This window comes from Mucilaginibacter sp. A5337 (assembly GCF_059690695.1).
In genome coordinates, this window is the sequence record NZ_JCAWEC010000002.1 from 379,967 (window position 1) to 398,401 (window position 18,435).

Consider the following 18,435-nt stretch of genomic DNA (forward strand, 5'->3'; position numbering starts at 1 on the left):
TTTTGCAGCTTTGAAACGCAAGCAGCAAAATAAAACACGTGGAAAGTATAATTGGGATAAAGTGTTTTTTAAAGGGGATAGGTATCATATACACGAAAGATAGTTAAATATTGCGTATGAATAGCAATAGCCATACCATAAAGGGCTGTGCTTTTTATTTATTTTTGAACATAGCGCCCTATAACCAATAACCCGAATAATCTGTTTTAATTAAAATGAAAAAACTGCTCCCGCTTACTTTAATCATATCATTGCCTTTCATGGCATTAGCACAGAGTTTTAAACCAGTAAATAAAGAAGCATCGCCTGAGGTAAATAAATTGCTTGCTTTCCTTTATAGTATAAAAGGCAAACAAATTTTGTCGGGCCAACAGAATTACAACAGTGACCGTGACGTTTTTTCAGACAGTGCCAAAGCTATTACAGGACATTACCCCGCTGTGTGGGGTTCAGATTTCATGCTTTGGGGAGATAAGGACCTGGGGCAGGACCTGGTTAATGAAGCCAAACAGAAATGGCAGGATGGTTATCTCGTAACATTGATGTGGCACCAGGGCCGGCCAATTGATAATCCTCCCTATGATTGGAAGCAAAGCATCCAGGGGAAATTGACTGATGCGCAATGGAAGGAGTTGACAACCCCCAATACCGAACTGAATAAAAAATGGCTGGCGCAGGTTGATGTAGTAGCAGGTTATTTAAAACAGCTCAGAGATGCACATGTACCTGTTTTATGGCGCCCTTATCATGAAATGAACGGTGTATGGTTTTGGTGGGGAAATAAAAAAGGGAATGACGGGATCATCAAACTTTGGAAAATGATGTACGACCGGTATACTAATTACCATCATTTAAACAACCTGATTTGGGTATGGGGACCTAATGGTTTACGCGACCTGCCCTTAGATGAAGCCTACGATTATAAAGATTTTTATCCGGGGGCTGATTATGTAGATGTTTTAGGAGCTGATATTTATCATTTTGACTATGAACAGCGGGATTATAACGATTTGATTAAGGTTGCTAATGGAAAAATCATAGCGTTAACAGAAACCGGTGAACTGCCAAAACCCGAAATTCTGGCAGCCCAACCCGAATGGGCCTGGTTTATGGTGTGGACAAGCTGGCTTTGGACTGATAATACACATGAGCGGGTGAGGACTATATATAGTCTTCCTCAAACGCTTAATCATGAACAAGTAAAAGCATTGTTAAATAAAAACTAATGTCTGAAACAAAATTACCCGAAGTTTGGCTTCGCGGCCCGCTGGCAGATGTTCCCGCTTTGCTGCAACCGGTGGCACACGCGCTTTTACAGGCGAGGGAAGAACTCAATGAGTTGATGTCTGATTTTCCTGAAACATTATTATGGGAAAAACTTGCCGGGATGGCATCGCCAGGTTTTCATTTGCGGCATTTAACGGGCGTATTGGACAGACTTTTTACTTATGCTAAAGGAGAAGGGCTTAGCGAAGAACAGCTAAGTTACCTGGCGGCGGAAGGCAAACCGGGCGGGCATAAAATTGCTGTTTCTGATTTGGTAAACGCGTTTAATGTTCAGGTGGATAATGCCATTGATCAACTAAAAGCTACTGATGAATCTATCTTAACCGATTGGAGAGGAGTGGGACGGGCGCAATTGCCGTCAACAGTGATCGGTTTGTATACTCATTCGGCGGAGCATACCATGCGGCATTTGGGGCAGCTTATTGTTACTGTAAAGGTGCTTAAGCACAGGCGATAGTAGAAATTTCTTTGAGAAAGGAGGCACCTACGGAGCCTAAAAAAAACAACATTAAGGCTCCGTAGGCACCTCCTAATTACTGATTTGCAATAATCGCTGCATCTTTCAAATTTTGCGAACGATGGGTTACCCTGGCATCAGGGTGTTTATTTTCGGGATCGTACAGGAAAGTGTCGATATCTAATTCGCTCGCGGCCTTTATCTCCGATTCTGGATCATCGCCAATAATAAGAACTTCTTCGGGTTTGTAATCGTATTGTTCCAATATCGATGTGAAAATGTCCTTTTTGGTTAGTGACGAAAGCTCGGGATCCACAATGTGGATGGCTTCAAAATCAGCTTCGATATTCAGCATTTTTACCTTGCTCCATTGCAGCTTGGTGAAACCTGTTGTAACCAGGAATTTGGTGATGTTTGCTTCGCGGATGTCCTGGTAATCGTCGAAAGGCTGCATGGGTAGTTTATACTCAATGTTATTCAGCAGTTCGAGCCCTTTGTTTTTTACGATTTCACTAAACTGGTACTTGTCTGCTACCTTTTGATAAGGGATCCGTTTTAAATCTTCTTTTGCCTTGTTGATATGATCGATACCCTCACCAGCAATATGCTGATCAAGAAAGTTGAACAGTTCATTAAACAAATGATCAGCGATGGAACTAACCGGATATATGGTATTATCAAGATCTAATATGATAGCTTTTTTCATGGTAACAAAAATTAAGGTAAAACAGGCACTCGTTTATTGATGTGGATCGATCGCTTCATGATGAAATAACCGCAGGCAACAAGCATGCAAACACCACCCAGCAACCACCAAAGCATTTCAAATCCTCCATAAGCAATAACCTGGCTCCCTAAAAATGGGGCGATAATTTGTGCGCCCGACCACGACATGCTGTATAAAGCGGCATACTCGCCCCGGTTACGCGCATTGGAGCGGCTAATCCAAAAGGTATTCATAAAAGGCATAGAGAGCATTTCGCCCAAAGTAACCATACATACAATCAGTATTGCTACCAAAGGCACATGAGGCATCAGGTTAAGTAATACAAAGCCTGCTCCGGTAACTAAAATGCCAGAGATAATATAGGTTAAAGCATGGCGTTTGCCTTCAAGCCAGTTAATCAGTATCATTTCAATTAAAACGATAAGTATACCGTTTAACGCCAGCAGGAAACCGATAAAGCGCTCATTAAAATGCCACTGTATTTTGTAAAACACAGGCTGCATAATAAAAAACTGGAAGAAGCAAGTTGCAAACAGCGTAGCTAACAAGATAAACAGCAGGTAAACGCCGTCCTTATACGCCGATGAAACCACTTCATCAAAACCGGCCACTGCTTCTTTAATTGTTTTTGCCACTTTTGAACGAGGCATTAATGTAAGCAACAATATGCCTGCTGCAATATTGGTACAGCCATCTACCCAAAAAAGCAAATGATAATTTATAGAGGCCAATAGTCCACCCAAACCACCGCCAAAAGCCCAGCCCAGGTTGGTAGCAAGCCGGTTCAATGAATAGGAACGTGTTTTATTTTCTTCGGTACTGTAATGGGCAATAGCAGTTGAGTTAGCAGGCCTGAATGATTCGTTACAGATACTTAGTACAAAAGTAAAGATTGCCATGCTGATAAAACTGTGCTGATAGCCTAATACCAGGAACAGCAACCCGCCGGTAAGCAGTGCACCAACCTGTAAATCATAAAAGCCTATCTTATTGATCAGCTTACCGCCAATAAAACCGCCGGATACCGCACCCACACCAAAAATGGCCATAATATAACCCGACTGCTCGATGGTAAAATGCAGCTGCCTGATGGTATAAATGGTCATAAATGGTACAACCATGGTACCACTCCGGTTAATAAGCATTACGATGCTCAGGTACCAGCTGTTTTTTGAAAGTCCGCTATAGGCTTGTTTGTATAATTGGATAATTGAGGTAAGCATGGGGATGATGTGCAAATGTGCGGATATGCAAATGTGCAAATTATGAAATCAATACAGATGTGCGAATTATATAATAATCTGCACATCTGCATATTTGCACATCATTAAATCAGCTTAGCGTTTCTGTTTCTGAGCCAGTGATCGGCTAAAACAAGTGCTGCCATAGCTTCAACAATAGGTACTGCACGCGGAACCACACAAGGGTCATGACGGCCTTTGCCCGAGATCTCGGCAGCGTTGCCCTCGCTATCAATTGTAGCCTGGTTTTTCATGATGGTAGCTACCGGTTTAAAAGCGACCTTAAATTCAATAGGCATACCATTGCTTATGCCACCCTGGATTCCGCCTGAAAAGTTGGTGATGGTTTGTATATCACCTAAATGTGATTTTACAAAAATGTCGTTGTGTTCAGATCCACGCATTTCACTGCCTTCAAAGCCGGAACCAAACTCAAAACCGTGAACGGCGTTAATGCTTAGCATTGCTTTACCTAAATCTGCATGTAACTTATCAAACACTGGTTCACCAAGACCAACCGGGCAGTTTTTTACGTAACAGCTGATCTTACCACCAACGGTATCACCATCTTTACGTACGCTGTCAATAAACTCGATCATTTCTTCGGCTGTTGCCGGATCGGCGCAGCGTACAATGTTTTTTTCGCGTTCTTCAATAAACTCAAGCGGATCGCTAATGAATACATTGGGAGCATTGATTTTGCCTACACTGCTTACATGGGCAACAATTTCGATGCCCTGGGTTTTAAGCAATAGTTTTGCTAAAGCGCCTGCAGCAACGCGGGCAGCAGTTTCACGGGCTGATGAGCGGCCGCCGCCACGATGGTCACGGATACCGTATTTGGTTTGGTAAGTATAATCGGCATGTGAAGGGCGGAAAACATCCACGTTATGGCTGTAATCTTTTGAGCGCTGATCTTCATTGGGGATCAGCATAGCAATAGGGGTACCTGTGGTTTTACCTTCAAACGTGCCCGAAAGGATCTTTACCGTATCGCTTTCTTTACGTTGCGTGGTGATCTTTGACTGGCCTGGTTTGCGTTTATCCAGTTCGCCCTGTATATAATCAAGGTCAACCTGTAAACCTGCCGGGCATCCGTCAATAATTACGCCGATAGCTTCGCCATGTGATTCGCCAAAAGTGGTTATCCTGAATAATTGCCCGAATGAATTGCCTGCCATAGTTTTAGATATGAGATGTTAGATATGAGATATGAGAAAATCCTATCTGAATATCTTTAATTGGTTTATTTATAAAAATCATTGCAAAATCCAGACTTACGAAGTTTTCAAAACTTCGTAAGTCTTAACGATTGCTTTGCACTTCAAAAGTATGTGCCGGGAAAAACCTTTCAGCTTTCGCCTTTATCCTTTCGCCTAAACCTCTTCCACTTCAAATCCTTGCTTTTCTAAATCGTTCCAAAAAGCGGGATATGATTTTTCAACCACCGGTCCGTTCTCAAACTCCATTTGAGGAAGGATGAGGGCAAGCGGCGCAAAGGCCATCGCCATGCGGTGGTCGTGATAGGTGTTGATGAAGATATTCTCCGGGATGAATTTGCCGCTGCAATCAAGCGTATAAACCTCATCTTTTTCAATCAGCTTAACACCCATTTTGCCAAGCTCTGTTTGCAGTGCCAGGATGCGGTCGGTTTCCTTGATCTTCAACGTTTCCAAGCCGGTGAATGAAGCTTCATGATCAAGTGCTGCGCAAACAACAATTACAGTTTGTGCCAGATCGGGACATTCTTTCAGATCAAATTCGCGGCGCGAAATTGGTTTGTTCTCTTTCTTCAAATGAACACCGCCGTCCTTAAACTGCGAAGTGATACCAAAGTTAGCCATGATCTCGGTAATTACGCTATCACCCTGTAAGCTATAAGGTGTCAATCCTGTTAAAAACAGTTCGGCCTCATCAGCAAGAGCTGCAATGGCATACCAGTATGAGGCGGCGCTCCAGTCAGGTTCAACGTACAATGATGTTGTTGTAAATTCCTGGTTTGCAATTGCTATAACATTCTCTTCCCATGTATGCTTGATACCAGAAGTTTCCAGCATGGCCAAAGTCATTTCAACATAGGGGCGTGACGTTAACTCACCTTCAATATGTAGCTCTAAGCCTAAAGGCAGGGCAGGGGCAATAAGTAACAGCGCGGTAATGTACTGACTGCTAATATTGCCTTTTATGCTGATTTTGCCTGTTTGTTGCTTAAAACCACCTTTTAGTTTGATGGGAGGATAGCCGTCATTTTCCTCATAATCAATATTGGCGCCCAGCACACGCAATGCATCAACCAATATACCTATTGGCCGCTCTTTCATGCGTTTGCTACCAGTTAATATCACTTCATCTTCCTGAATAGCATAGTAAGCCGTCAAAAAGCGCATAGCCGTACCTGCAGGACCAATATCAACGATATCGGATTTGCAATTTTCGATTTCGGAATTAGAAGAAACATCGCCTGCCAAAATCTCTTGATTCTTGATTTTTGGCTCTTGATTCTTCCTTAAAACACCTGCCAGTAAAACAGCATCCGCAGCATCAGATACGTTTTCAACATGTACCTTGCCTCCGCTTATTGCTTCGATGATCAGGGCACGGTTGCACTCACTTTTTGAACCGGTGAGGTTAACCGTACCGTTAACGATCTTGTTGTTTCTTTTAAGAATGATGTTTTGCATCATTATCAAATTAAGCGTGTGTAAGTTTTTCTGCGGCCTGGCCCTGAGCGGCATCGGCGTTCATTACTTCTGTTTGCCTGCGGATAGATTCGTTGTGAACCAGTTCAAGCAATTTTTCGGTGAATTCGGCGCTTAATTTTAACGCTTTACCGTATGTGGTACGTTTTTGCAGGATCTCATCCCAACGGCCAACTTGCAAAATGGTGATGTTGTTATCTTTTTTGTACTGACCGATCTTTTCGGCAATCTGCATACGCTCAGCAATTTTTTGGATCACCAGGTCATCGATTTTGTCGATTTGGTTACGTAGCTCAGCCAGTTTATCGCTTACTTCAGCATTTTTAACTTCTGGTTTACGTAACGCTAAATGATCAATGATATCAGCAAGTGCGGCAGGAGTAACTTGTTGTTTAGCATCTGTCCATGCTACACTTGGATCGATGTGTGATTCGATCATTAAGCCTTGCATATCAAGGTCTAACGCTTTTTGTGAAATGTAGCCGATCAAATCACGGTTACCTGTAATGTGGCTTGGATCGTTGATGATAGGCAACTCAGGAGCTAATGTTTTTAAGCTGATAGCAACATCCCACATTGGTTCGTTACGGAAAGCAGATTTTTCGTAAGATGAGAAACCACGGTGAATTGCAGCTAATTTGGTAATACCTGCGTTATTGATACGCTCTAATGCACCAACCCATAATGAAAGATCAGGGTTTACAGGGTTTTTAACCATTACAGGAACGTCAACACCTTTTAAAGCATCAGCAATTTCCTGAACGGTGAACGGATTTGCAGTTGAACGTGCGCCAACCCAAAGGATATCAACGCCGGCTTTTAAAGCTTCTTCAACGTGTTTTGCAGTAGCAACTTCAACAGCGGTTGGTAAGCCGGTTTCTTCTTTGGCGCGTTTTAACCACTCCAAACCGATGCTGCCAATACCTTCAAACTCGCCCGGACGGGTACGTGGTTTCCAGATACCTGCACGCAATGCAGAGATTTTACCTGTTTGAGCTAATAAATGAGCTGTGGCTACTAATTGTTCTTCGGTTTCAGCGCTGCAAGGGCCTGAAATCACCAGAGGTTCCTTGCCTGTTTTAATCCAGGTGCTAAGCGGCTGTATGTTTAAATTTAGTTTCATCTTGTTTTTGTATTTATCCGGTGATGGCCGGGAATGTTAGTTAATAAATTTAATTATGTTAATTTTTTTTGGTTTCTGTTTGATCCGTGACATTCAACTTAAACGTTGCGCCTGATGTTGATATACTTGCGGATACTCCTTTCAGCACGGTGCGGTTTTGGGGTAGTGCCAGGTTCGTCGTCATGCCTTTCGTATTCGCCAAGAATATTGAAGTTATGGGTGTACTTCAGGATCTGCCTTATTGAAGTATCATATTGCTTTTGTTCATCCCATTCAACATCTACATAAAAATTGTACTCGTTACGTTTACCCAAAATCGGCATCGACTGAATTTTGCTCATATTTACACCTTCTTCGGCAAATATGTTAAGCACTTTAGCTAATGCACCAACTTTGTTACTCACCTGGAAACATAACGAAGCTTTGTTAGCCGGTTTCTTCTCAACATTGTCATGCTGGGTCATGATCAGGAAACGGGTGAAATTCCTTTTGTTTGATTCGATACGGCGTTCCAGCACGTCCAGACCATAAAGCTGGGCTGCCAGCGCATTGGCAACTGCAACGGTATCGGTCAATTGCTCATCCCTAATGCGTTTTGCGCAGGCGGCAGTATCACTACTTTCCACAATTTTAAGGTGCGGGTATTCGTCAAAAAAATCAACACACTGGCGCAGGGCAATAGGGTGGGAGGTCACATATTTAATGTCCTCAAACTTTACACCGGGCAAAGCCATCAGGTGCAGTTGGATAGGCAGATAAATTTCGCCAACCACCGGGAAGCCGTAATCAAGCAGCAAGGTATAGTTTGGCAGGATACTGCCCGCGATACTGTTTTCTATCGCCATTACTACGTAATCGGCTTCTCGTTTTTTTAAGCTTTCGAATGTTTGCTTAAAAGAGTTGCACTCAATGGTTTCGATGTTTTCGCCAAAGTACCTTATTGCAGCTTCCTCGTGAAAGGAAGCCCGAATACCCTGAATTGCAACTTTTGGTCTTTCTATTTTCATAAACCCTGTTAAAGCAAAAAGTCCCGGCTGTTGGGCCGGGACTTTTTGTGTTTTTTATATGTTTTGTTTAGTACATATTAGTCCCGGCTCTCACTGGTAAAGTAAAAGTAGTAACCAAAAAAGTATGCACCTGTTAATTTCATTTGTTGTTTTTTATTACGCCGTAAATGTACGGTAAAAAAAGAGTTTGTCAATAGAAAATTTTATTTTTTATAAAAAAAGAATAGTCAACCAAATTTAATTTGGCGACACTATGCGTTCAGTACTTCCTAATGATGTTTGCTGATATTGTTTGATGGTGATTTTTAAACTTTCAGGAAACTTTTTAAGCAGTGTTGAAACACTGATCAAATTTTCCGGTTCTATATAGCTTCCATTTTTGAAAGTTATTTTGGGATGAGACATGCCGCCCCTGGCGCCGATATAATAGGAAATCTCCTTTATGTCGAGCTTGTCATATAATACAATCCGCTTTTCGTTATATCCGTATGAAAACTTACTGTTACCGCGTGATATTTGCAGATACTGACGTTTTCCCATCGTGAGAGCGAATACAATAACACCTATAAATAGCCCTAATGCGGCCACAATCCCAAAAACAGCACCAACGGGATATCGGGATGAAGCTTCATCTGGTAATAAGCGGAAGTAGAAGCTTGACAGTACAAAAAAAGATATAAGTGCCGCTATACCAATTACCTTAAAAGGTTTTATTCGGTATATAAAACTGTTTGTGATAAAGTGTTGTTTATTGCCGATATTGAACAGATGCCTATCAAATAGTTTCAAATCAATTTGTTGATTGAAAAAATCATCAACCAATCTGCAGGCCTCATCAATAGTTGGGGCATGATATTCATACAGATGATCACAATGATCTAAATAATATAAACAGAATTTACCGCTGAAATACAACCCGAGTTTAAGGGAATTTCGATCATTATCCTCAATAGTTACCGATGGACCGGTTAACTGGATATCGGTTAATGCCCGCTCGGCATCCCATGGGAAATCCTTAATGAGTTGAATAGTTTCATCCAAATCACGGGGCTGCTCGTCAGAATATTCGCCTTTCTCGTAAGTATTGTGTTGTAGTTTGGATATGAGTTGAAGCATCGGCTTAGGTTATTAAGACCGATGCTAATATAGAATTGTTACGCTGCGGTTTCGTGTTTTTTTTGTGCCTCTTCCATTTCCCTATATTCCCGTTGCAATACACGTGCAGTTTGGGTGCTGCCATCATGGCTCCATCCTGGTGGGTGAATAAAGTACCCGATTTTTGATTTAAGATCGGGTGCATTTCTAACGTCATGCAGCAATGCTTTCCATTCATGAAATAAAACATTTACCGGTCCCATGTCTTCAGGTTGTTTGGTTAAACCATATTTAACAGGCTCGGGCAAGTCTTCATCACGGAAGGTTCCAAATATCCTGTCCCAAATGATCAATACCATGCCCATGTTTTTGTCGAGATAAGGAATGTTTGATGCATGGTGTACACGGTGATGTGCGGGCGTTACAAAGATCCATCCATACCATTTGGGCAATGGGATTTTATATTGCGTGTGTACCAGGTTACCGTAAAGCTGTGTTATTAAATATGCGTATAAAATATCTAAAGCAGTAAAACCCATTACGGCCAGCGGTAAATAAAAGAATACCCTGTAAAGCGGTTCAAAAACTGTAGACCTGAAACCCGTTGTGAAATTGAAATGTTCAGACGAGTGATGAGTAACATGCATTGCCCAAAACATGCGGCAGTAATGCCCGGCATAATGCAATACCCAATATAAAAAATCCTGAACTATAACCAGCACAAGCCAATACCAGAAAATATTTCGGATTTCAAAAAGCCTGTAATGCTGGTAGGTGTAATCAAGTATAAAAAATGTAAATACCTTAACACAAAGGTTGGTAACAACTGCCAGCGAAGTAAGATAAATATTGGTAAGTGTATCGCGCGTTTCATAATACTTGCGGTCTTCCCAATAGCTTAAGGCCATTTCAACCAGGGTTAAAACAACCAGTAAGCCCATTAATACAAGGGCAGCCTGATTACGCGGATCTAAATGTTGCAGCATGTTACAGGTTAATGTAATATCTCAAACTTTCACAAAGTTCGTCGGCAGTGCACACATTATCAATACTAAACTGGCCTATACGTGTCAGTAAGGTGCAATTAATTTCGTCACCTACGTTCTTTTTGTCTTTTTTCATGTTCAGTAACAGCTCATCAAAACTGTCCTCGTTAATGGTATATCCCGGGTAAAGATCGGTTAATACCGTTACAATTTCATGAAGTTCGTCTGAAGACAATCCTGCTTTTTTGTGGGCGAGGTATGATTCGCAGATCATGCCGATAGCTACGGCTTCACCGTGCGAAAGGCTGTCTTTGTCATGAAGTAATGAATATGTCTCGACAGCATGACCAATGGTGTGTCCAAAATTAAGCGCCTTGCGGATGCCTTTCTCGTGCGGATCTTCGATGGTAATTTCATTTTTGATCTCCACTGAACGATGTACCAATTCAACTGATGGGTTTTTAAGGTCGCTGTTTTTTAGCTTGTTCCAGTAGGCGGCATCAACAATTAAACCATGTTTAAGCATTTCGGCCAAACCTGAAAGGATCTGGCGCGGAGGCAGGCTTTGTAAAAACTCGTGTGCAACAAATACTGCTTTAGGCATGGTGAAAGTGCCAATAATGTTTTTGATGCCATCAACATCAATACCTGTTTTGCCGCCAACAGAGGCGTCAACCTGCGAAAGGAGAGTGGTGGGCACCTGCACAAAATCAATCCCTCTTTTATAAGTGGATGCAGCAAAGCCTCCCATATCTGTTATGACACCACCACCTAAATTGATCATCAGACTTTTGCGGTCGGCACCAAAATCAATCAGCATTTTCCAAACGCCTACGCAAAAGTCAATGTTTTTGCTTTCCTCACCCGAAGAGATCTCGATCAGGTCGTAATTATTGAAGCCAGTAAGTTTGCTTGTAAGTAAGGGCAGGCAATGCTCGCCTGTATTTTCGTCGGTTAAAATAAAAAATTTTGAATAGTTGCCTTTTTTGATAAAATCAACTAACTCATCAAGGCTATTATCAAAATAAACCGAGTAATTATCGCTTAAAATAGTGTTCATTATTATATTACTATAATTTTATTTCCATCGAACTCAACCGTATCTCCTCTTTTAACTTTAAGGCGTTTACGGTAATCAACTGCACCGTTATACTTCACGAGTCCCTCAGTTACAACTATTTGCGCTTCGCCGCCGGTTTGTACTAAGTTCGCAGCTTTGAGTAGCTGGATCATGGGGATAAAGTCCCCTTCTAACTTAAATTCGATCATGGGATGGCAAAAATAAACTATTCATGCAATTATGAGTTATCATTTTATAATTTTGCAGATGACCTCTTTTGAAACTAACAATAACCAAGGACGAAATACGCCCTCGTTCGAAAATACAGAAATAGCTTTTCGCCATTCATCCAACGCCGATCTGAACCGGGCATATTGGCTGTTCAGAATGATCAATGTCAACTTTTTAGTAAAGATAGGTCCGCCGGTTACCAACTTTGCTATGAAGATAGGCTTACCGATAAAAAGTATCATCAAAGCTACCATATTTAAACATTTTTGCGGCGGTGAAACTATTGCCGAATGTGATTATACCATCAAAAACCTTTATAGTGGCAGGGTAGGTACTATTTTAGACTACTCGGTAGAAGGTGAAGAAGAAGAAACGGTATTTGATAATACCCGTGATGAGATCATCCGTACCATTGAACGTGCTGCAAAAGATAATGCTATTCCGCTTACCGTATTTAAAATAACAGGAGTAGGCCGTTTCGGTTTGCTTGAGAAGCTTGACGCGCGCCTTAAACTAAACGATGCTGAAGAGGAGGAGTGGAGAAGGGTACAAGCCAGGGTGCTGGCCATATGCGATAAGGCATATAAAAATAATGTACCGGTAATGATAGATGCAGAAGAGAGCTGGATCCAGGATACTATTGATCTTTTGGCGCTTACCATGATGACGCAGTTTAACAAGCAAAAGCCTATAGTATATAATACCTATCAAATGTACCGGCATGATAAACTGGCTTCTATGTTAAATGATCATGCAATAGCCCAAAGCGAAGGGTTTATACTGGGAGCGAAAATAGTGCGCGGCGCTTACATGGAAAAAGAACGTAGACGCGCCGAAGAAAAAGGTTATCCATCACCAATTCAGCCTGATAAAAAATCGGCTGACCTTGATTATGATTCGGCGCTTGATTATTGCACAAGCCATATTGATCAAATAGCATTTATAGCAGGCACGCATAACGAAGAAAGTTGCCGCCTACTGGCCGAGTTACTGGATAATAAAGGTATCGATCATAAGCACCCGCATGTTTATTTCTCGCAATTGCTGGGCATGAGCGATAACTTGAGCTTTAACCTGGCCGATGCTGATTATAATGTAGCCAAATATGTGCCTTACGGGCCGGTAAAAGCTGTACTGCCGTACTTGTTCCGTCGTGCACAGGAAAATACGGCCATAGCCGGTCAAATGAGTCGCGAACTGAGCTTGATTACAAAAGAAAGAAAGCGCCGAAGCGCTTAATTCATTGAGCTATTAAAAGAGCGCATTTATTAAATTAAATGCGCTCTTTTTGCAAAAGCCTGTATAGTATCGGGAGCCGTCATTAAAAAGGTTTGAATGCCCAGTTTTTTAGCAGCTTCCAAATGCTGCGGACTATCGTCAATAAATAGAGTCTCTTCCGGTTTCAGATCATTCTCCTTTAATACTTGTTCAAAGATGGCGCGTTCCGGCTTGCGCTTGCCGGTAAGGTGTGAGTAATATGTTTTTTCGAACAAATGATCATTCCCGTCGAAACCGAAATCGGTTTTAAGGTAGTTCATGATATAATCATAGTGGATTGCGTTGATATTACTCAACAAAAATGTGCGGTATTTATCTTTTAATTTGAGTAACAGATCATGGTTGCCATCGGCAATTCCAACTAAAATACTATTCCATGCAGCGTCGATTTGCACATCGCTGAGTGATGGATTGTTGGTTTTTTCCCTTACATACTCCCTGAATTGGTCTGCGGTAACCTCTCCGCGATCAAATTTATCAAAAATTTCATCCTGAGTTTTGTGTCCAAAAAATGTTTCAGGGTTGCTTATACCTAATTGATTCCATGCTTGTTGTACACTGGCGAAGCTAAGGCTGAAAATAACATTGCCATAATCAAAGATGATATTTTTAATATTTTCCATAAAAAGAGTTTGAGATATGGCCGCAAATATGTAAAATTGCACCCGCAAACAAAAACAAATAACCGCGCCTATAGCTCAGTCGGTTAGAGTAGAAGACTCATAATCTTTTGGTCCCTGGTTCGAGCCCAGGTGGGCGCACTGAAGGGCCTTTACGATATCGTAAAGGCCCTTTTTTTGTTTTGCAGCTTTTTACAAGCTACGTTTAAAGGAATTGAAGCCCATTCTGGTTCGAGCCATATAGGGTTCTGCACTGAAAGAGACTTTGAGATTTAATGTGCGCAAGAACCAGAGTGGAAAGGCTTTCCCCACCGTTTTTTTTGTGATTATTTTGCTCTTCATTTTACCCGATAAGGCTATTGGTTTTTCATTATTTTTTGCCATTGGTCTTGGGTTAGAATTTCTAAAAACTCATCGCGAAAGTGCCATGCAGATACATATCCAGCTGAGACAACAAAACTGATCACCCAAGTTGTTTTTGCCCTCCATAATTTAAATGCACAGATATCTGTTGCGGTTATAAATGGACTTGTTTTACCTAAATGTTGATGGGAAGATGCTTTTATCGGATCTTTACCGCCAGTTCCCAGGGGAATAAGATTGTTATGAAGCTTTGTTTCTTTAATTATATTATCGTCTTTGTCAAAGATAATCAGGTAATCATTTCCTAATAATACTTCATCCTGTAGGGTTTGAGCGGTAATGACATATACTCTTTTTGCCCCATTTTTTACAATAGGAACAAGATTTAAACTGGTATGCTCATAAAATTTAAAAAGCGTGTCGCCTAAAACAGCTTGTGCGGCTTTTGACCGTATGGTATAAAAGCCCTTTTCATCTTCGGTAAGTTTTCTTGTAGTTGTATCTATACTGTATTTAGACGAATCTAAGCCATAGTCGAATTTAACTGTGGCTAATGCTACTGGATCCTCATTTTTAGAAAAAAAGATAGTAGTAAGCCCTTTTGGGGTTTCATAAGAAAAATACCCGCCAGATAACAGCTTCTTCTCGCCGAATCTGGAGGTGAAAATTTGTGTACCATGCCCCGATGCCCATTCGGAACGATAAAGCATTTCCCCCTCTGCATAAATGCTATCAGCAATATGTCTGAGCGCATTTTGTTGTGCTGTTACGCTTTGCGCCAGTATAAATAGGGTAATTATTATAAACAGCTTTTTCATTAATGGGAAAAGGTTGGTAAATATTTTGTGAATATAAATAACCTTGTGGATTTTGTATACGTGGCGGTACCGATGTTACCCATTAGGGTATGGGGGCAACCCTTTAAGTTATTCCAGCCTTTCAGTTAAGTTTTTTATTTCCCGGCGTTCAGTTGCTAATCCTTTTGTACTTCCCGAAAGGGGATTTTAGCTAAGATGCATAGTGTCAGTATTTTATTTACAAAGTTTACATTTTTATTTACAATCCAAATTCCTTGTGCTGAAGGGCATCAAAGTAATTTTGCTACGCCCAACTTTAAGGGGCATGAAAAAAAGGGCTTAAAAGGCTTCTGTTATCAGGAGACAGTTCTATTTTAATTAAAACCTACAAAAAGTATGAAAAAAGGTATTTATGTGCTGATCTTACCGCTGGTTGTGGTAAGCGGAGTAGTATTTGCAAATCGTGAAATTAAAAATGATGCTTCTAAAAAGCCAACCTCAAAGCCCCTCTCTGCTGCTGAAAGGGGAGCTGCATTGAAAAAATGGGAGGCGAGCCCTGATGGTATAAAGTACAAAGAATGGGAAGCGTCTCCGGAAGGTAAAAAAGTGTATGCCGGCGCTGCTAAAATAAGGAAGTATATTAGGGATTATACCAATATGGAGGCTGTTGTAACCTCTCTTTCTCTTCCGCCAGGCTCATTATTAGGTTTCGGAGTGATGGCCAGGATTAATGGTGATGATTATATTCTTAGGTTTGACGATGAGCCTCAGCAGCTAAATAGCCTGAAAGTTAACGACAAAATAATTATAAAAAGCCATAGCATATCATATGCGCCCAAGTATGTATATCCAATAATATCGGGCGAATATGCAGAACGAGATAGTAAAACAATTTATAAGCATGCCCCCCGCAAAGGTGGTTGCTAAATACAAGTAAGTAAATTATGAAATATACACCCGTATATACTTTGTTCCTGATATTTTAAAGAAATTCATTATGGAGCGGCCGATCTGCAATGCCCGCTCTTTACATATGTAGATCGGGTTTTGTTTTTATCAACGCGGGTTAGAAACATCGACGGCGTGTTAGTGCATAAAATAAAATTAAGAGGTTACGCTTAACGCAGATCTATAACATTTGCATGCATTGAGCATAAGTTGCACCGATAGGAATGATGTGCTCATTGATGGTAACTTGTGTTTTATCAAATTTGCTAACCTTATCGCGTGCAACTATAAATGCCCGGTGAGTGCGGATGAATTTATTTGCAGGAAGCATGAGCTGCATATCCGTTATGGTGATCCGTGTACTTAGCGAAGTATCGTCTTGCAGGAAGATTTTGGCGTAGTTGCCGGCCGCTTCGATAAATAGGATGTCGTTAAGCTTTACTTTGATTTGTTCATAGCCGTCTTTGATGAAGATGGACTGATGCAGCTCGTCGGCCTGAGATTTGTTTCGCAAGTTATAGAGTTCGTATACTTTATTGCAGGCTTTCAGGAACCGTGGGAGGGAAAAGGGTTTCAGCAGATAATCGACCGCGTCCAGCTCGAAGCTTTGTACCGCATGTTCGGAATACGCTGTGGTAAAAATAACCATCGGTGCATTGTTAATACTGTTCAAAAAATCTATGCCGCTGATATCCGGCATTTTAATGTCCAGGAAAATCAGATCAGCTTTATTCTTCTGTAAATAACTTGCTGCTTCAAAGGCATTCGTAAAAGTTTCTCTTAACTCGATAAAAGGTACCATAGCTGCATGCGCTCTAACTACGTCGAGTGCTATGGGTTCATCATCAATGGCGATGGCTATCATACGTTAAAATTAGTGATTAGCGGCCAGTTGTATGGAGAGGTGAACGAAAAACTCCCTGGCATTTTCGCGCATCACCAGTTCATGACGGTTGGGATAGAGCAAATTGAGCCTTTGTTTTACGTTTTCCAGGCCAATGCCGCCCCGCTCTTTTTCAGGATCGTTGTCCTGGCGGCTGTGGATACTGTTATGAACATCAAAATAAACTGTTGTGCCTTCAACCTGCAGGGCTACCTTAATGTGTGAGGAGTTTTGCAGGCTGATACCATGTTTAAATGCGTTCTCCACAAATGGGATCAGCAACATTGGGGTGATGATTAGTGGCCCCTGATATTCTTCGATATCAGTTTCTATCACTATAGAGGGCGATGTAGCACTACGCAGTTTTTGAAGCAGGATATAATTCTTCAGGTATTCAATGTCGCGCGAAAGCGTAATGGTGTCTTTGATATTTTCCTCCAACATAAAGCGCATCATTTCGCCTAATTTTTGGATGCCTTCTCCAGTTCGCGCAGCCTGTTCCTGCAGTGCGGTGCCGTACAGCGTATTCAAAGCGTTAAACAAAAAGTGAGGGTTGATCTGCGACTTTAAAAAATTGAGATTGGCATCTGATTGCCCAAGTTCAGTTTTCAACATCTTAATTTCTTCCTGATTCTTCATATTGCGCCGCCTGTAGGTACTGAGCGCAAGGGGCATTACTAATAACAGTTGCGTAAAAAAGTTTAGGACCACCAGAAATTGAGTATTGTTATCGTCCCCGGTATCAATGATCATTACCGCGTTGGCCATGGGTCTTACCAACACATGGTTAGCGCCCTTAAATGATAAACTGATTAAAAATACTGCTATGCAAGACAGCGGAATAAATACCAACATGCGGAGGAAATAATAAAAGATATTCCTGTTTCCTGATTTAAGAGTGGGCAAAACCACATGTACAGCGTACAAGTATAGGGAGATGGCGACAGGTACTACAAAGAGCACATAAAACCGCATCATTAGTGGGGTAGAGAGGTAAAGCAGCCCTACGGTAATCAGGATCCAGGATGCGGTAAGCAGGGTTGCCTCACTGTAAAGAGCACTATCGCTGTTTTGCCGGTTACGGTTGAAATAAATGTACAGGAGCTTGAGGGCGAGCAAGGCTGTAAAATAAATATTGATGATCCCAACCAGGTAACCAAGCGCCATGAAAACGAGCAGGAACAGGGACCCCTGCAGGGGCGCTTTGCTTTCGCTTTCAAAAGCCGGCGCCATATAAAAGCAAAGTAAAAGATATATTGTAAAGGTTATCAGGTAACTGAACAACACCGGCATCAGTGTTTCCGAGCTTAATTGATTTTGATGTCCCAGATCCAGTATAGATATCAATACCGCTGCAACTATAAAACCGGTTGCTATCCAAAACTCTATCCGGACGGCATCATCCTTAAATTTTAAATTGAATTGTTTTAACATGGCCTTTAGTGAAATAAGATTTATGTCTTTCTATTACAATGGTACAAAGCCTGGTTTTCTTCTGAAAGTAAAATGTGATGAACAATTTGAAAAATGTGATGGACAGGAGTTTTAGACAAATTCAGACATGATTATAAGTGACGAGAATCATTCAAATTCAGTGCATGCGTTTCACTAACTTCCATTATTTACCTCTCTT

General features: G+C 41.3%; 18 protein-coding genes and 1 tRNA gene. 5 read left to right on the plus strand and 14 right to left on the minus strand.

Annotated elements, in window-relative coordinates; genetic code table 11:
• The first annotated feature begins 215 nt into the window (after positions 1-215).
• Positions 216-1,226 carry a glycosyl hydrolase gene (locus AC59JO_RS06500; RefSeq protein WP_497304228.1) on the plus strand — a complete coding sequence of 337 codons (1,011 nt, stop codon included), beginning with the start codon at positions 216-218 and terminating at the stop codon, positions 1,224-1,226.
• Entirely contained in the window at positions 1,226-1,744 is a 519-nt protein-coding gene (locus tag AC59JO_RS06505) for a DinB family protein (protein ID WP_497304230.1), read from the plus strand. The genes AC59JO_RS06500 and AC59JO_RS06505 overlap by 1 nt, the downstream gene beginning before the upstream one ends.
• A gap of 76 nt (positions 1,745-1,820) precedes the next feature.
• Here the strand turns inward: AC59JO_RS06505 and AC59JO_RS06510 are convergent, their stop codons facing one another.
• The 10 genes from AC59JO_RS06510 to AC59JO_RS06555 all read right to left on the minus strand — a co-directional run bounded on the left by AC59JO_RS06510 (position 1,821) and on the right by AC59JO_RS06555 (position 11,891).
• On the minus strand, positions 1,821-2,450 hold the full coding sequence (locus tag AC59JO_RS06510) for an HAD family hydrolase (protein WP_413668262.1): 630 nt from the start codon (positions 2,448-2,450) through the stop codon (positions 1,821-1,823).
• Positions 2,451-2,461: 11 nt separating this feature from the next.
• Complete coding sequence (locus AC59JO_RS06515) at positions 2,462-3,694, minus strand: MFS transporter (RefSeq protein ID WP_413668261.1); 1,233 nt, start codon at positions 3,692-3,694, stop codon at positions 2,462-2,464.
• A gap of 104 nt (positions 3,695-3,798) precedes the next feature.
• The gene (gene aroC, locus AC59JO_RS06520; protein WP_413668260.1) at positions 3,799-4,893 is read right to left on the minus strand and encodes a chorismate synthase; all 1,095 of its coding nucleotides are present in this window, start codon (positions 4,891-4,893) and stop codon (positions 3,799-3,801) included.
• A gap of 195 nt (positions 4,894-5,088) precedes the next feature.
• Positions 5,089-6,396, minus strand: a complete 1,308-nt coding sequence (aroA, locus tag AC59JO_RS06525; RefSeq protein ID WP_497304233.1) for a 3-phosphoshikimate 1-carboxyvinyltransferase — start codon at positions 6,394-6,396, stop codon at positions 5,089-5,091.
• A 7-nt stretch (positions 6,397-6,403) separates the two neighbouring features.
• Positions 6,404-7,534, minus strand: a complete 1,131-nt coding sequence (locus tag AC59JO_RS06530) for a chorismate mutase (RefSeq protein ID WP_413668258.1) — start codon at positions 7,532-7,534, stop codon at positions 6,404-6,406.
• A gap of 98 nt (positions 7,535-7,632) precedes the next feature.
• Positions 7,633-8,541 carry a prephenate dehydratase gene (locus AC59JO_RS06535; protein ID WP_413668257.1) on the minus strand — a complete coding sequence of 303 codons (909 nt, stop codon included), beginning with the start codon at positions 8,539-8,541 and terminating at the stop codon, positions 7,633-7,635.
• Positions 8,542-8,778: 237 nt separating this feature from the next.
• Positions 8,779-9,657, minus strand: a complete 879-nt coding sequence (locus AC59JO_RS06540) for a PH domain-containing protein (RefSeq protein WP_497304236.1) — start codon at positions 9,655-9,657, stop codon at positions 8,779-8,781.
• Between the two features lie 38 nt (positions 9,658-9,695).
• A complete protein-coding gene (locus AC59JO_RS06545) occupies positions 9,696-10,622 on the minus strand; it encodes a sterol desaturase family protein (protein WP_497304237.1) in 927 nt (308 codons plus the stop codon).
• 1 nt (position 10,623) lies between these two features.
• Positions 10,624-11,682: a 3-dehydroquinate synthase gene (gene aroB, locus AC59JO_RS06550; protein ID WP_497304239.1), complete on the minus strand. Its 1,059-nt coding sequence runs from the start codon at positions 11,680-11,682 to the stop codon at positions 10,624-10,626.
• A 2-nt stretch (positions 11,683-11,684) separates the two neighbouring features.
• Positions 11,685-11,891: an RNA-binding S4 domain-containing protein gene (locus AC59JO_RS06555; RefSeq protein ID WP_091207471.1), complete on the minus strand. Its 207-nt coding sequence runs from the start codon at positions 11,889-11,891 to the stop codon at positions 11,685-11,687.
• Between the two features lie 58 nt (positions 11,892-11,949).
• Here AC59JO_RS06555 and AC59JO_RS06560 point away from each other — a divergent pair, with 58 nt between their 5' ends.
• Positions 11,950-13,152, plus strand: coding sequence for a proline dehydrogenase family protein (locus tag AC59JO_RS06560; RefSeq protein WP_497304241.1), 1,203 nt, complete (start codon positions 11,950-11,952; stop codon positions 13,150-13,152).
• A gap of 29 nt (positions 13,153-13,181) precedes the next feature.
• Here AC59JO_RS06560 and AC59JO_RS06565 read toward each other — a convergent pair whose 3' ends face one another.
• Positions 13,182-13,814 carry an HAD family hydrolase gene (locus tag AC59JO_RS06565; protein WP_413668252.1) on the minus strand — a complete coding sequence of 211 codons (633 nt, stop codon included), beginning with the start codon at positions 13,812-13,814 and terminating at the stop codon, positions 13,182-13,184.
• Between the two features lie 64 nt (positions 13,815-13,878).
• Between AC59JO_RS06565 and AC59JO_RS06570 the strand changes: the two genes are divergently transcribed.
• Positions 13,879-13,952 (plus strand) — tRNA-Ile (locus AC59JO_RS06570).
• 215 nt (positions 13,953-14,167) lie between these two features.
• Here AC59JO_RS06570 and AC59JO_RS06575 read toward each other — a convergent pair.
• Positions 14,168-14,992, minus strand: a complete 825-nt coding sequence (locus AC59JO_RS06575; protein ID WP_497304243.1) for a hypothetical protein — start codon at positions 14,990-14,992, stop codon at positions 14,168-14,170.
• Positions 14,993-15,367: 375 nt separating this feature from the next.
• Here AC59JO_RS06575 and AC59JO_RS06580 point away from each other — a divergent pair, with 375 nt between their 5' ends.
• A complete protein-coding gene (locus AC59JO_RS06580) occupies positions 15,368-15,898 on the plus strand; it encodes a hypothetical protein (protein WP_413668250.1) in 531 nt (176 codons plus the stop codon).
• A gap of 202 nt (positions 15,899-16,100) precedes the next feature.
• Here the strand turns inward: AC59JO_RS06580 and AC59JO_RS06585 are convergent, their stop codons facing one another.
• Positions 16,101-16,784 carry a LytR/AlgR family response regulator transcription factor gene (locus AC59JO_RS06585; protein WP_413668249.1) on the minus strand — a complete coding sequence of 228 codons (684 nt, stop codon included), beginning with the start codon at positions 16,782-16,784 and terminating at the stop codon, positions 16,101-16,103.
• A 9-nt stretch (positions 16,785-16,793) separates the two neighbouring features.
• Positions 16,794-18,236 carry a sensor histidine kinase gene (locus tag AC59JO_RS06590; protein WP_413668248.1) on the minus strand — a complete coding sequence of 481 codons (1,443 nt, stop codon included), beginning with the start codon at positions 18,234-18,236 and terminating at the stop codon, positions 16,794-16,796.
• Positions 18,237-18,435 lie beyond the last annotated feature (199 nt).